The following is a 15504-nucleotide window of genomic DNA, read 5'->3' on the forward strand; positions in this document are numbered from 1 at the left end:
TGCGTCAGCTTCTTCTGCATCAGCTGAAACGAGATGCTTTGATCGGCCTGGATAGATCCGATCAAGAGCCCGGTGTCCTGCTGCGGCACAAACCCCTTGGGCACGGCGGCGTAGAGATAGAAATTCAGGCCGAGGGTGGCGAGCAGAACCAGCATCACGGAGCGCGGATGACGCAGCGCCACCGTGAGCGTCCGCCGATAGAAGTTCAACACCCCCTCGAACACACGCTCGCTCGCATGGTAGATCCATCCGTGCGGCCGTCCGCGTTCGGCGCGCAGCAGCACGGCGCACATCATCGGCGTCGTCGTCAGAGAAACCACCAGCGAGATCACGATCGCAATCGTGATCGTCATGGAGAATTCGCGGAACAGCTTGCCGACCAGGCCGCCCATCAGCAGGATCGGGACAAACACCGCGATCAGCGACACGCTCATCGACAGCACCGTGAAGCCGACCTCCCGGGATCCGACGAGGGCGGCCTCCAGCGGCGGCTTTCCCATGTCGAGATGACGGGTAATGTTCTCCAGCACCACAATGGCGTCGTCGACCACGAACCCGGTCGCGACCGTCAGCGCCATCAGCGAGAAGATGTTGAGGCTGTATCCGAGCAGATACATCACCGCGAAGGTCGCGACCAGCGACACCGATACCGCCACCACCGGAATCAGCGTCGCCCGGCCGCTGCGCAGGAACGCGAACACGACCAGGATCACCAGGATCACGGCAATGATCAGCGTGATTTCGACGTCGAACAGCGAGGTCCGGATCGTGATGGAGCGGTCGACCGCGAGATTGATATCCATCGCCGGCGAGACCGACGCACGCAAAATCGGCATCAGCGCCTTCACCCGTTCGACCATCCCGATGATGTTGGCGCCCGGCTGCCGGTACACGATCATCATGACCGCGAGCTTGCCGTTGGCGAGGCCCAGATTGCGCAAATTCTCCACCGAATTGAGCACGTCGCCGACATCGGTCAGGCGCACCGCCGCGCCGTTGCGATAGGCAACCACCAGCGGTTTGTAGTCCTCGGCCTGGATCGCCTGATCGTTGGAATAGAGCTGGTAGCGCTGGCCGCCGACGTCGATGCCTCCCTTCGGACTGTGGGCATTGGCGCTGCCGAGCGCGGCGCGAACATCTTCCAGCCCGATCCCGAATTTATAGAGCGCCGGCGGCTTGAGTTCGACGCGCACGGCGGGCAGCGATCCGCCGCTGACGCTGACTTCGCCGACGCCCTCGACCTGCGACAGCTTCTGCGCCAGCACGGTGGACGCGGCGTCATACAGTTCGGCAGGGGTCAGCGTATCCGACGTCAGCGTATAGATCAGGATCGGCGCCGAGGCGGGGTTGAACTTGCGATAGCTGGGATTGCTGCGCAGCGCGGTCGGCAGGTCGGCGCGCGCGGCGTTGATCGCGGCCTGGACGTCGCGCGCGGCGCCATTGATGTTGCGACTGACGCTGAACTGCAGGTTGATGCGCGCGGAGCCGAGCGAACTCGACGAGGTCATCTCGCTGACATCGGCGATCTGGCCGAGATGACGCTCCAGCGGACTGGCCACCGTGGTTGCCACGTCCGCCGGGCTCGCGCCCGGCAGGGTCGCCTGCACCGAAATGGTCGGAATATCGACGTCCGGCAGCGGCGAGACCGGCAGCTTGAAAAAGGCGATAGTACCGGCGACAACCAGCCCGAACGTCAGCAGAGTGGTGGCGACGGGCCGACGGATAGACGGGCTGGAAAGACTCATGCGTGAACTTGATCCCCACCCGTCTTATATGTCGTAAATTGACCTGTTCAACGGCCGTAATCTAATTTAACAAGTGTGCTCTCCCGCCCGCAGATGGCAGGATCGAAAATGCCCGAATTTATTTAGGTCAGGGGTAACCGGTCCCTCGCGGGTTCAATTATCGAACCCAGCGGACATCGCTCCCGATACGCGCTGTCGCACCGGGTCATTCACTCCGAATTTGGCTTATTTGCAGCAGGCGCGAAGGGCGTATTTTCGATAGATGGAGGGTTGGGTCATGGGATTTCCCAAACTCCCGTCGTGCCCGGCGGAAGGCCGCAACACACCGGAGCCGTCATCCCCGGGACGAACGCGGAGCGTTCCCCCGTGAGGAGCAGCCACCTGGCCGCGTCTCGAAGGATGGTGTTCAGCTCAGTGCTTGCGGCCATCCTTCGAGGCTCGCAAGAGCTCGCACCTCAGGATGACGTCGAAATAGCTTCACACGCTCGAACGCGGGGACCCAGGCCGGGACGGCGAGAGGTTTCGCAGGTCCTCGAACTTCCCGACCGATCGCATCGCAGCCGAAAGGGCTACGCCCGCGTCTTGCCGAACGCGCCCGCCGCTGCGAGGCCGGTGATCGCCTCCGCGGACAGGCCGAGGGTCTTTGAGAGCACCTCATCCCGATGGGCGCCGACACCGGGTATTTCGCGTTTCATCGCGGTATCCGCGCCGGACATCTTCCAGGGCGCATTGACGCCGGCGAAGGCGCCCGCTTTATCCGCAATCGTCGCGAAGGCGCCGCGTTGCAGCAGATGCGGGTCGGTCAGCGCCGCGCCAGGATCGCGGTATTCCGCACACGGCACCCCGGCCTTCTCGAGCGCGGCGATGCATTCGCGCACCGTGTGACGCTGCGTCCATTGTTCGATGACCTGCATCATCGCGGCCCAGTTCGCGCCCCGGGCCGGCACGGTATTGAAGCGCGGGTCGGTACCAAGTTCAGCCTGTCCCGTCACCTCACACAGCGCCGTAAAATTTCGCACCGTCACCGGCGCGATCAGGATGTCGCCGTCCAGGGTCCGCACCGGGCCGTAGGTCGGGCGCGATGCGTGGATCGGAAACTGAGCCTCCTGCATTTCGTAGACCAGGAGGTTCAACATGCAATCCATCAACGCAACGTCAATCCGCTGGCCCTGCCCGGTGCGTGCGCGCTGCACCAGCGCGGTCTGGATCGCGGAGTAGCCGAAGATTCCACCCAGCACGTCGGCGACGAAGATAGCTCCGGTCGCCGGCCGATCCCGGTCGCCGGCATACCGCATCAGCGAACGATCGAAGCCGCTCTCGGCATGAACGATCATGGCATAGGCCGCCCGCTCCGAATCGGGCCCGCTCTGCCCATAGCCCGAAATCGAGCAATAGATCAGGCGCGGATTGATCTTACACAACGCGTCATAGCCGAGGCCAAGCCGATCCATCACGCCCGGACGAAAGTTCTCGACCAGGATGTCGGTTTCCGCGACCAGCCGGTGCACCAGCTTGATCGCCTCGGTGTTTTTCAGGTCGAGCGCAAGGCTGCGCTTTCCGGCGTTGAGCTGGCCGAAATAGGCGCTGTGGCCGTCGCGAACGGGCGTCCGCAACCGCATGTCGTCGCCCTCCGGCGGCTCGATCTTGATCACGTCGGCGCCGACATCGGCCAGCAGCCGCGCGCAATAGGGGCCGGCCAGCATGATCGAGAAATCGAGCACGCGGATGCCGTCGAGCGGCGGCGTGTTTTGCTCTGGCATCCATCTGCTCCTATCTGGGCAGCCCGAGGCCGCGTTGCGCGATCAGGCTGCGTTGAATTTCGTTGGTCCCGATGCTGATGACCCACATCAGCGAATGACGAAGGTTTTGCTCGAAGCGGCCGTTGTCGAGCGCTCCCGGCATCTGCTCGGAAAGAGTGGCGCGCATGCCGAGAATGTCGAGCGCGGCTTCGCCGAAACGCTCCATCAATTCGCCGGAGAACACCTTGCTGATCGCGCCGTATTCCGGCGGCGTGATGCCGTCAGCGGCGAGTTCCGCGCAATGCACCATCAACTGACGGCCGACCTCGATCTCGCACGCCAGCGTTGCCATTCGGTCGCGGACGATCGGATCATCCGCGAGCGGCTGCGCGCCGCCACTCTGCGCCATGACGCGTTTGCGCAACTGCTCGAAGGCGTGAACCACCTTGAGCACGATGCCGCCGCCGACCAGGCCGCGCTCATAGGCGAGCGCGCCTGTCAGCACCTTCCAGCCGCCATTGACTTCGCCCACGAGATTTTCCAGCGGAATCCGCACATTGTCGTAGAAGATATTGGCAAAGCTACCGTCATACATGGTGGTCGCGGGCCGGATGGTGATGCCGGCCGCGTCCATCGGAACGATGAACATGCTGATACCCGCGTGTGGCGGCTTTGCTTCCGGGTCGGTTCGCGCCGCGAGGAACATGTATTTTCCCCACCAGGTCGTGGTCCAGATTTTCTGTCCATTGATGACCCAGCCATCGCCATCGCGCATTGCGCGCGTGCGCAGCGCAGCCAGATCCGACCCCGCCTCCGGCTCGCTGTAGCCCATCCCGTGCATGGCTTCGCCACGCAAAATCTCCGGCAGATACTTCTCCTGCTGCGCCAAGCTACCGAACATCATCAGCGCGTTGGCCTGGATCGCGGCGCCAATCCGCGGTGCTTCACCCCGCTCCATGGTTTCGATGAAGGCGATCTGCTCCAGTGGCGTGCGCGCTTGACCGCCGAATTGACTTGGCCAACCCAATCCGATCCAGCCGGTCTGGCCGATATCGCGGGCAAACTCAGGATCGAACTCGCGCTTGGAGAATGGCCTTGCGTCAAAACCGGCCTTGCGCGCGCCGGACCAGTGATCGTCCAGCCACGCCTGCGCCTCCTCACGCAACGCGTTTGCCGCAGGACCCAGATCATATTGCGGCAGGTCGTGGCCGCCGTGGTCGAACAGGAACGAGGCGACACGCCGCCGCGCTTCGCTCGCGCCACCGAGCGCAATGGTGTCGAGATGCACCCGCTTGAAATGGCCGGGCGCCTGATGTTCCTCGGCATAGCCGATCGCGCCTAGCGTATGCTGGGTTTCGAGCGAAACCCGCCGCAGCGCGTCACAGCCAAAGGCAATCGCGGTATTGGCGAAATAGCGCCAGTTCCTGTCCCCGCGATCATGTAGATGCGCGGCATGATCGAGCGTCAGCCGCACGCCTTCGAGGGCGATCAGGCCATTCGCAAGCTTGTGCTGGATCGCCTGAAACCGCCCGATCGGCTGGCCGAACTGCTTGCGCTCCCGGGCATACTCGACCGCCAGCTCGAAAGCCGCGCGCGCCGCGCCCTGCGCGCGCGCCACCAGAGCGAGCTTACCCGCCAGCAGCCGGTCATCGAGAGCGCCGGATGCCAGATCGACACGTTTCGCCGGCGCTTGCGTCAGGCGGACTTCATAGAGGCCCCAGGCGCCCATGGCCCGGGTTGCCTCCAACTCAACGCCAGGCCCCTGCAATGCGATGATGGCAAGGCTCGCCGGCGCCATCGCGGCGACCAGGTGCGTGCAACTCCCGGCCACTTCGACAAAGCGCAGTAGCCCGTTGGCGCGTCCATCGGCGAACTGGATGCTGCCGGTGTTATCGTCGGGATCGAGTGCCCCGAACGAGAAGGCGACGCGCGCCGTTCCCTCATGCAGTCTTTCGAGCAGATCGACCGCCTCTTCCGCCCGACAGCCCGACAGCGCCAGATTGGCGAGCGCGGCCGACCACATCGGCGCTGGGCACGCGGCCCGGCCGAGTTCCGTCATGACTACGACGATCTCGCGAAGTCCGCCTTCATTGAGGTCGCAGCCCAGCGCCGCGACACCCTGCCCGACCAGCTTGGTCCAGATCGAAGTAATCTCCTCCGCCGATCCCGAAGACGTCGCAGCCGTTTGCGGATTCCATTGCGCGCCAAGAAAGCGCGCCAAGGAATCGCGGAGCATCGTCCTGACGTCGTCGCTCGGCAACTCGGTCGAAGGCATCGACGGAATTACGCCTGGCCGAATTTCGGCTTGCGCTTTTCCTTGAAGGACATCGTCGCCTCCTTGTGATCGGCGGTCGCAAACGTCACCTGCTCGAGCGCCATCGATGCTTCGAGCATCAGGTTCACCCGCTCTTTCAGAATTTGGTTGATCGACAGCTTGGTCCAGCGGATCGCCCAGGTCGGGCCGTTGGCGAGTTCCAGCGCAATCGCCCGCGCCTTCGCCAGCACCTCGGCACGCGGCGCCACATGATTGACCAGACCGATCCGCTCGGCCTCCTTGCCGCTCAACAGCGTGCCGCGCATCAGGAATTCCTTGGCCTTGTTGATGCCGATCAGCAACGGCCAGATCACCGTGCCGCCATCACCGGCCACCAGGCCCACGCGCGACACGTGCGTATCGCCGATGCGGGCGTCTTCCGCCATCACCGTAATGTCGCACAATAACGCGTGAGTGGCGGCAAGGCCGATGGCGTCGCCATTGATCGCGGCGATGATCGGCTTGTCGAGTTCGAGCTGGCGGGTGACACCACGGCGACTGATCATCGGATCGTGCACCTCGCCCTCCTCCAGAACATCGCCGCCGGGCCGCTCCGACATCGCCTTGACGTCGCCGCCGACGCTGAAAAAATCACCCGACCCCGTCAGCACGACGGCATTGATCGCGTGGTCGTCGGCAAGATCGTCCCATATCGTTCGCAGCTCGCGGATCAACACCTGGTTGATCGCGTTGCGCGCCTGCGGACGGTTGAGGGTCACGGTGGCGACCTTGGCTTCGATCTCGACCTTGAGGCATTCGTATTTGGCGTATCTCGTCATGTTTCGCTCCCTATTGTTTGTTCTGGGTGTTTGTTTTTCTCGGAACTGCTCTTGAGCGTTCAGCGGTGCAGGCCCGGCTGCTGCACTTCGGCAAGTGCTACGTGAAGCGACATCGAGCCGGGATCCAGTTCGAGCATCCGCTGCACTGATTCCACGTGAATTCGCATCAATTTGGTCGCCGCGGTCACGTCCCGGGCACGCAACGCTGCAAGGAACTGCCTTCTTTTGTCGGTCAGGCGTGGCGTCGCCGCGCCGCTGGAGGCGACCTTGGCATAGACGAAACGCATGTGAATCTCGGTGACCGAGTTCACCATCATGGCGATCACCTTGTTGCCGGTCGATTCCGCCAACAATTTGTAGAACTCACGTGAGCACTCGACCCGATCAAGCAGCCGTCCTTCACGGGTCGCGACATCGGTCCGCTCGATGTTGGCTTCCAGCGCCTCGAAATCGCGCTGCCGCGCCGCGACGCAGGCCAGCCGGACCACCAGATCGATGACGTTGATCCGCGCCTCCGATAGCTCGCGCACCGAGATGGTGCCGAGGCTGAGCATGTCCCGCATGACTTCATTCATGCGGCCGGTATCGCCTTCCCGAATGAAGGCGCCGCCCTTGACGCCCTTCCGCAGCCGCAGAATGCCGGCCATTTCCAGGCTGCGCAGCGCCTCGCGCAGCACATTGCGGCTGACCCCGAGCTGCTGCGCGAGGTCGCGCTCCGGCGGCAATTTGTCTCCCGGCTTGAGAACGCCGAGCGCGAGCTGCTCGCGGATCCGCTCGCAGATTTCCTCGAACGCCCGCCGGGTATGGATGGGCCGAAACGTCACCGGAGTTGTCGCTCCCGCGGCGCGGGGATCCGGAATGCGCTCGCGGCGGGTCTGCGCAATTGTTCGAGGGCGGGCCGGTGGGCTGGGCCTTGACTTGTTCATCATGCGACGACTATTAAATGGTTCACCCATTCAATGGAAGCCCTTTTTTCGGCTTCCCTTTGGGAAACCTTGCTTGGGGAAAGAGGAGACGTCATGAGCTTCACCGAGGAGCAGATTGCTTTCCGCGACAGCATTGCGAAAATGGTGGCCAGGCACGTGGCGCCGATCGCCGCCGAGATCGACGCGACCGACCGGTTCCCGACCGAACTGGTCAAGCTGTTCGGCGAAATGGGGCTGATGCAGCTCTGGGTGCCCGAGCAATATGGCGGCCCGAACGGCAATCTGACGATGGTCTGCATCGCACGCGAGGAGATCTCCAAAGTCTCGCCCGCCTGCGCCTCGATCGCCGGCCTCAACTCGATGTTCATCATGCCGCTGCTTCACTTCGGCTCGGAGGAGCAACGGAAGAAATATCTGCCAAGGATCGCCGCCGGCGGTGTGGTCACCGCGATCGCGATTTCCGAACCGCAGGCCGGCTCCGACGTTACCGCGATCAACACCCGCGCGAAAAAAGACGGCGATTGCTATGTCCTCAATGGCCGCAAGCAGTGGTGCAGCTACGGCGTCGAAGCCGAATGCATCATCGTGATGGCACGAACCAGCGACAGCCCCGGCGCCGACGGTATCAGCGCCTTTATCGTCGAACCAAAGACAACGGCCGGCATCACCTTTGGCCGCCACGAGCGAAAAATGGGATTTCGCGGCGCGCCAAATACGCCGATCTTCTTCGACAATGTCCGGGTGCCCGTGGAGAACCTCGTCGGCGAGGAGGGCAAGGGCTTTCGGGCATCGATGCGCGCGCTCGACCTCAACCGTCCCACCATCGGCGCTCAATCGGTCGGGCTGGCGCAGGGCGCGCTCGACGTCTGCATCGCCTACGCGAAAGAACGCAAGCAGTTCAAGAAGGCCATTTCGGAGTTCCAGGGCATCCAGTTCATGCTGGCGGACATGGCGATCCAGATCGAGGCGGCCCGCGCCCTGGTCTACGAATGCGCCCGCGCCGGAGATGCCGGCGACTGGAAGCGCCTCAACCTGCTGGCCAGCATGGCCAAATGCTTCGGCAGCGACATGGCGATGAAGGTCACCACCGACGCCGTCCAGATTTTCGGCGGTTATGGCTACACGATGGATTACCCGGTCGAACGCATGATGCGCGACGCCAAGCTGACGCAGATATTCGAGGGAACCAATCAGATCCAGCGCGTGGTGATTGCCCGCGAACTGCTACGATAAAAACAAACAAAAAATAATCGGGAGGAACTGGAGTGAGCCGCATCAATTCGATCCGGGGCGTGTTGGCGATATCCGCGCTGGTGGCGACAGCGCCGGCGTGGGCGCAAAAAGCCTACGGCCCCGGCGTCAGCGATACCGAGATCAATCTCGGACAGTCGACACCGCTCAGCGGTCCGGCCTCGTCTTTCGGCGCCGGCGCCGGGCGCGCCGTGGTCGGCTATTTCGACATGCTCAATCAGCAGGGCGGGATCAACGGCCGCAAGATCAAGTTCACGCAACTGGACAACGCCTACAGCGCCCCCAAGGCCGTCGAGCAGTCGCGCAAGCTGGTCGAGGACATCGGCGTGCTCGCCGAGATCGGCACCATCGGAACGGCTCCGAATGTCGCGATCCAGAAATATCTGAACGGCAAGCAGGTTCCGCAGCTGTTCATCACGGCGGGCGGGCGGCGCTTCAACGATCCGAAGAATTTCCCCTGGACCATCCCGCTCTATCCGGACTTCGAAACCGAAGGCCGCGTGATCGCAAAGTACATCCTGAAGACCAAGCCGGACGCCAGGATCGGCGTGCTTTACCAGAACGACGACTTCGGCAGGGATTATCTGAGAGGTTTGCGCGCCGGGCTCGGTGCCAAGGCCTCGCAGATCATCGCCGAGGCGTCCTATGAAATCGCCGATCCGACCATCGACTCCCAGATCGTTCAGCTCAAATCGGCCGGGATCGACACGTTGATCGAGCAATCCTCCGCCAAGGCCACGGCGCAATCGATCCGCAAGGTCCACGAACTGAACTGGACCCCGCTTCACGTCATCGGCGGTTCGGCGGCATCGCTCGAAACCGTGCTGAAACCCGCAGGCCTCGAAGCGTCGAAAGGATTGGTCACGACGCAATTCCTCAAGCAGCCGGGTGACCCCGCCTGGAGCGATGACGCGGAAGTGAGGGCATACAAGGACTTTCTCGCGAAGTACGCGCCCTCGGCCAATCCGGACGACTATTCCGTGCTGGTCGCCTATATGAACGTGCAGGCCGCGGCCCTCGTGCTGACCCGTTGTGGCGACCAGCTCACAGGAGCGTCCCTGATCCACCAGGCAACCTCGCTGCACGGCGAACGTCTTCCCATGATGCTTCCGGGCGTATCGATCAGCATCAAACCCGACGATTACACGCCGTTCAAGACGCTGCGGATCGCGACATTCGATGGCGCGAGCTGGCGGCTGGCGGATGATTTATTGTCGGCCGAATGATTCTTTGCTGCGGAGAACATCTTTTTTGCTGATGCGCTGATCGTCCATAAAAAATTTCAGGGAGAGATAGCATGCAGGATCCCCTCGTCGATGAAGCGATCGCCAGCCACAAGACCTATGGCAGCCTTGAAGGGCAGCACGCGCTGTTCTCGATGCTGCGCCGCGACGACCCGGTACATTGGACCGAGCCAAGCGGCTACCGCCCGTTCTGGACCATCTCGAAGCACCGGGACGTCATGGAGATCGAGAAGCAGAACGACAAATTCATCAACGCGCCACGGACCAAGCTGCTCTCGATCGATTTCGAATCGAAAGTAAAGGAAGCGATGGGCGGACGGCCGATGCTGGTCCGCGCCATCAACCAGATGGATAACCCCGATCACGCCAAATACAAGAAACTCACCCACGCCTGGTTTCAGCCCAAACAGGTACGCCTGCTCGAGGAGAGCATCGGCAAGCTCGCCCGCGAGAGCATCGACCGCATGCTCGCGCATGACGGCGCCTGCGATTTCTACAATGACGTCGTGGTGCGGTTTCCGCTTAAAGTAATCATGCTGATCCTCGGTATCCCCGACGAGCACGGCCAGCATCTTCTCGACATCACGCGGGCCTATTTCGGCGGCGGCGACCCGGAGATGCAGCGCGGCAGCGATTTGATCGGCGCCACCATGGCCTACATGGATTTCTTTCGCGGCATCGCGCGGGAGCGCCGCAATCATCCCACCAACGACGTCGCAACGCTGATTGCGACCGCCGAGGTCGATGGCAGCCTGATCGGCGAGTTCGAGGCTTCATCCTACTTTGTTGCACTGGCAAGCGCGGGCCACGACACCACCAGCGCGACGCTGGCCGGTGGCCTGCTCGCTCTGATCCAAAACCCGGACGAAATGCGCAAGCTGAGGGCGAACCCGGATATGATTCCGGCCGCGGTGGACGAGATGGTCCGCTGGGTTTCGCCCGTAAAGCACTTCTTCAGGACGGCGACCGAGACCTCCACGCTTCGCGGCAAGACCATCCGCCCGGGCGATCATCTGATGATGGCGTATCCGTCGGCGAACCGCGACGACGAGGCGTTCGAACAGCCGTTCTCCTTCATTGTCGATCGCAATCCAAACCGCCATGTCGGCTTCGGCTTCGGCATCCACGCCTGCATCGGTATGTACCTCGCCAAGATCGAGATGGTGATCTTCTTTCGCGAACTGCTGGCGCGGGTCGACGAGATCGCCCTCACCGGCGAGCCCGCCTGGATCGAGACCTCGTTTCTGGGAGGCCTCAAGCGATTGCCGATCAGCTTCAAGGCGTCGGAGGCTGCAATGGCGTGAGTGCTCGGCACTCGCTCGCCACGCCGACTTCCACCGAGAGAATTCAGCCGATCACGCGTTCGCGCCGCAGATCGTCGATGCGCTGGCGCGACCATCCCAGTTCGCTCAGCACGTCGTCGGTATGCTGTCCGGCGACGGGAGGCGGCAAGCCTGCCTGACGCTGTTCGCCATTGATCAGCACCGGGTGGCCCACGGCCTTGAGGCGCCCGGCGTGCGCGTGGTCGTATTCGACGATCATCCCGCTCGCTGCGGTATGCGGGTGATCGAGCAATTGGGCAAGGGTGTTGATCGGCGAGCATGGCACGCCGACAGCGGTGAGCGCATCGTTCCAGTGCTTCACCGAATTGGCCGCCAACGCGGCTTTGACATGGCGCAGCACTTCATCGCGGTGAGTGACGCGATCCGCATTGGTCCTGAATTTGGGATCATCGGCGAGCGCGTCTAGTCCCGTCACGCCGCAAAACTTCCGCCATAGATTGTCGTTGGCGACGCCGATCATGATGGGGCCGTCCGCCGCCTCGAAAGCCTGGTAGGGACAGAGCGATTCATGGCTCGATCCGCATTTCGGCGGTTGCACACCGCGCTCCCAATAGGTCTGCAGATTATAACCGAGCAGACCCAGCGCGGTCTCGAACAGGGAAACCTGGATGGTGCCGCCCTGCCCCGTCTTCTCGCGGGCGTAAAGCAGCGACAGGATGCCGCTGAACGCGTGCACGCCGGTCATCTGGTCGATCGGAGAGATCGGACTGCGAATATACCCGCCGTCCTCGTCGCCGGTCATCGACATGATCCCGCAGAAGGCCTGCAAGATGACGTCGTACCCAGGTGAATTCTTCAGCGGTCCGGAACGGCCAAATCCCGAGATGCTGCAATGGATCAACCGATCGTTGAGCGGCCGAAGCGTCGCGGCATCGATCCCCAGCCGCTCGGCAACACCGGTGCCGAAACTCTCAATAGCGATATCGGCCGATTTTGCCAGCGCATGAACGATCTCACGCCCCTTCGCGGTTTTCAGGTCGACGGCGATACTCCGCTTGTTGCGGTTGGCGGAAAGAAAAACGGTTCCGAGGCCCGGAGCCGGGAAAGGCGGCCATCCCCGCGTTTCGTCGCCGCTGCCGACGGTCTCCACCTTGATGATGTCGGCGCCGAGGTCCCCGAGATATTGCGCGCATAACGGGCCGGCGAGGACCTTGGAAAGATCCAACACGCGAATTCCAGCGAGAGGTTTTGCCACGATCTTGTCCCCGAACGGATTTATTGGCTACGTCGACATGCGACTTGAAAAGGCAGCGGCCACCGGCCTCATAGGAGGTCGGCAGCAAACACACCGCCCAGATAGGCAGGGAAGCCGAACTCCTTCACCAGCAGATAGTCGGCCGCGCGGCGTTCTTCCTCTGAAAGTTTCGACCGCCATCGTCCCGCCGCTTCATGGACGCCCGCGAGATGCCGCCGCAACGCCCGCTTAGCGTCGGTGGCGGGTTCGGCCTCGAACCAAAACGCCTGGTCCGAGACAACGCCATCGAAGGCGGGCCTCTGCAACGAGTCCCTGCGAAAACCGGCGCGGGCCAACGCGGCCGCAAGGACAGCGTTCTCACCTCTACCGACATCCAGTTCGGCCGAGATCTCCGCCACGGCATGTTCCACCTGCGAACCCACGCCGCCCGCCTTTCGCAGGCGATCGTGGTCGAGCCTGCCGAGAAACATCGTCCGGATCATGTTGCGCGGTTCGCGCCGCTGAATAAGCCTCGCGAAGATCTGCATCTCGGCGCGGATCGCCTCATCGAATGGCTGCGGCAGCCCGGTGCCGACACAATCCAAAATAGCCAGCGGCGCCGGATAGTGCCCCAGAGTGTCCGCCAGCACGTCGGCGCGCTTCTTGTCGATGATGGCGGCCACGCGGTCTGCATCGGCCGGCCGCCAACCCGCGCGGTCCCAGGGCTGCGAAGCCCCCGGATTGCCCAGCACCCATCGCTCCGCCGCGGCGACCTCCTGGCCGGCGGGAACCAGTTCATCGATCACTCCCGCGGTCACGGCGGCCTGCCCCGTCAATCTGGCCCCTTCGAGCAGCACGGGCAGCGCGGCCTCGACACCGGCGAGCCGCGGAAGCCGCTGGGTTCCGCCCGCTCCCGGCAACAAGCCGACCAGCGATTCGGGTAGCCCGAATGCCGCGCGTGGATCGTCGGTCATGACGCGGTGATGAGCCGCGAGCGCGAGCTCGCCGCCGCCACCGAGCGCCAGTCCGGCGATCGCCGCCGCGACCGGCTTGCCGGCGGTTTCGAGTTTCCGGAACGCCCAACTCAGGCGAAAGAAATGATCATAGGCCAGTTGGCTGCGCCGGTCGGCAGGCGCGGCCATGATCATGTCGTAGGCGACGCCGAGCTCGGTGAGATCGGCGCCCGCACAGAACGCCGATGGCTTTCCCGAGCGTACCACCACGCCTCTCACGTCGCTTCCGCTGAGCCATTGGGCGAACATCCCCAATTCCGCAATGGCCGCATTGGAGAATAGGTTCATCGCGCGACCCGGCGCATCGAAAACCAGATGCAGAACATCGTTGTTGGAACGCTCGAGCCGGAACTCCTTCAAATCAGCCAACGCCACTGTCGCATTCTCCGGCTGGATCGGGATTGGCTTCATAGCATATTATGCACTGGTGTACTAGTTATGCTAGGATGATTTTGCATCGCTATGGATACCCTCTGCTGAGATCCCGTGAGTCGTCATCCTGAGGTGCGAGCTCTTGCGAGCCTCGAAGGATGGCTGCAAGCACCGAGGTGAGCACCATCCTTCGAGACGCGGCGAAGACGCCGCTCCTCAGGATGACGTCCGAGGTAGCTTCACAGGCTGTGAGCGGCCAGCGACCTGCAAAATCGGCCGAAATCCCGCCTGATGCGTTGCATTTCCGCCAAAGCCGATATACGGTACACTAGTTCACTAGTTTACGCGGGACTGCCCTGATATGATCGAGCGCACCCTTTTCCGAGAAGAGCATCAGATATTCCGGGAATCGGTGCGGCGCTTTGTCGAGCGGGAAATCGTGCCGTTTCACGCCAAATGGGAAGAAGACGGCATCGTCCCGCGCGATCTCTGGCTCAAGGCCGGCGCGGAAGGCCTGCTCTGCTGCACCGTTCCGGAGGAATATGGCGGCATGGGCCTCGACTATCTGTTCGACGTGATCGTATTCGAGGAGTTGTGGCGGTCCGGCGCCAGCGGGCCCGGCTTCCTGATCCACACTGATCTGGTTGCGACCTACCTTCTGTCGTTCGGAACCGACGACCAGAAACGGAAATGGCTTCCGAAAATGGTGTCCGGCGAAGCGATCGGCTCGCTTGGGATGACCGAGCCGCATGCCGGCAGCGATCTCAAGGCGATCCGGACCCGCGCCGTTCGCGACGGCGATGATTTCGTCATCGACGGCCAGAAGGTTTTCATTTCCAACGGTCAGCTCTGCGATTTCGTGGTGCTGGCGACCAAGACCGACGGCAATGCCGGCGCCAACGGCGTCACGCTGTTCATCGTCGAGAGCGACCGCCCCGGCTTCAAGCGTGGCCGAAATCTCGAAAAGCTCGGCATGAAGGCCCAGGATACGTCCGAATTATTCTTCGACAACATTCGTGTCCCCGCCACCAACATGCTGGGCAAGGAAGGCCGCGGCTTCCCGCTGATGATGACCAAGCTCGCGCAAGAGCGCCTCGCGCAGGCAATCCGCTCGGCGACGGTTACCGAAACGGTGATCGAGTGGACGGTCGAATACACCTCGCAACGCAGCGCCTTCGGTCAAAAGATCGCGGATTTCCAGAATACCCAGTTCAAGCTGGCCGACCTCAAGACCAAGGCCACCGTCGCGCGGGTCTATACCGACAAATGCATATCGCTGTTCATGGAGGGAAAGCTCGATCCGGTCGATGCGGCGATGGCAAAAATGTTTACCTCGGAGCTGCATTGCGAGGCGGTCGATGAATGCCTGCAACTGTTCGGCGGCTGGGGTTACATGTGGGAATATCCCATCGCACGCGCCTACGCCGATGCCAGGGTCGTCAAGATTGCGGGCGGCTCGATCGAAATCATGAAGACGATCATCGCCCGGCAGATGTTCGCGCAGCATGGACATACCCTGGCCAAAAGCGGCTGACCCCTCGCTGGTCGAAGCGGCTGCACCATGCCGTCGCGACGCACCAATCTGCCGGCCTCACGGTCGGACG

The 15504-nt window shown here is 62.7% G+C and carries 11 protein-coding genes; 4 read left to right on the forward strand and 7 right to left on the reverse strand.

Features of this window, described 5'->3' with window-relative positions; genetic code table 11:
• The 5 genes from GSQ88_RS27580 to GSQ88_RS27600 form a co-directional block, all read right to left on the reverse strand.
• Positions 1-1745 (reverse strand): efflux RND transporter permease subunit (locus tag GSQ88_RS27580; protein WP_159010902.1); only part of this gene is annotated, 1745 nt, incomplete at its 3' end.
• Between the two features lie 569 nt (positions 1746-2314).
• Positions 2315-3505 carry a CaiB/BaiF CoA transferase family protein gene (locus GSQ88_RS27585; RefSeq protein WP_159010903.1) on the reverse strand — a complete coding sequence of 397 codons (1191 nt, stop codon included), beginning with the start codon at positions 3503-3505 and terminating at the stop codon, positions 2315-2317.
• A 10-nt stretch (positions 3506-3515) separates the two neighbouring features.
• A complete protein-coding gene (locus tag GSQ88_RS27590) occupies positions 3516-5759 on the reverse strand; it encodes an acyl-CoA dehydrogenase family protein (protein ID WP_159010904.1) in 2244 nt (747 codons plus the stop codon).
• Between the two features lie 8 nt (positions 5760-5767).
• A complete protein-coding gene (locus GSQ88_RS27595) occupies positions 5768-6577 on the reverse strand; it encodes an enoyl-CoA hydratase/isomerase family protein (protein WP_159010905.1) in 810 nt (269 codons plus the stop codon).
• Between the two features lie 59 nt (positions 6578-6636).
• Positions 6637-7401 (reverse strand): FadR/GntR family transcriptional regulator, encoded by a 765-nt coding sequence (locus GSQ88_RS27600; protein WP_210253904.1) that lies wholly within the window; start codon positions 7399-7401, stop codon positions 6637-6639.
• A gap of 195 nt (positions 7402-7596) precedes the next feature.
• Between GSQ88_RS27600 and GSQ88_RS27605 the strand changes: the two genes are divergently transcribed.
• The 3 genes from GSQ88_RS27605 (at position 7597) to GSQ88_RS27615 (ending at position 11302) form a co-directional block, all read left to right on the forward strand.
• Complete coding sequence (locus GSQ88_RS27605; RefSeq protein WP_159010906.1) at positions 7597-8736, forward strand: acyl-CoA dehydrogenase family protein; 1140 nt, start codon at positions 7597-7599, stop codon at positions 8734-8736.
• A 41-nt stretch (positions 8737-8777) separates the two neighbouring features.
• Entirely contained in the window at positions 8778-9980 is a 1203-nt protein-coding gene (locus GSQ88_RS27610; RefSeq protein WP_174248132.1) for an ABC transporter substrate-binding protein, read from the forward strand.
• A gap of 71 nt (positions 9981-10051) precedes the next feature.
• Positions 10052-11302: a cytochrome P450 gene (locus GSQ88_RS27615; RefSeq protein ID WP_159010908.1), complete on the forward strand. Its 1251-nt coding sequence runs from the start codon at positions 10052-10054 to the stop codon at positions 11300-11302.
• 43 nt (positions 11303-11345) lie between these two features.
• On the opposite strand, the gene GSQ88_RS27620 is transcribed toward GSQ88_RS27615, so the two are convergent.
• Both GSQ88_RS27620 and GSQ88_RS27625 read right to left on the reverse strand, forming a co-directional pair.
• Entirely contained in the window at positions 11346-12536 is a 1191-nt protein-coding gene (locus tag GSQ88_RS27620) for a CaiB/BaiF CoA transferase family protein (protein WP_210253905.1), read from the reverse strand.
• A 68-nt stretch (positions 12537-12604) separates the two neighbouring features.
• Positions 12605-13939, reverse strand: a complete 1335-nt coding sequence (locus GSQ88_RS27625; RefSeq protein ID WP_159010909.1) for an enoyl-CoA hydratase-related protein — start codon at positions 13937-13939, stop codon at positions 12605-12607.
• Positions 13940-14261: 322 nt separating this feature from the next.
• Between GSQ88_RS27625 and GSQ88_RS27630 the strand changes: the two genes are divergently transcribed.
• Positions 14262-15434 (forward strand): acyl-CoA dehydrogenase family protein, encoded by a 1173-nt coding sequence (locus GSQ88_RS27630; protein WP_159010910.1) that lies wholly within the window; start codon positions 14262-14264, stop codon positions 15432-15434.
• Positions 15435-15504 lie beyond the last annotated feature (70 nt).

The sequence above is a fragment of the Bradyrhizobium sp. S69 genome (genome assembly GCF_009766005.1).
Classification (GTDB): Bacteria; Pseudomonadota; Alphaproteobacteria; order Rhizobiales; family Xanthobacteraceae; genus Bradyrhizobium.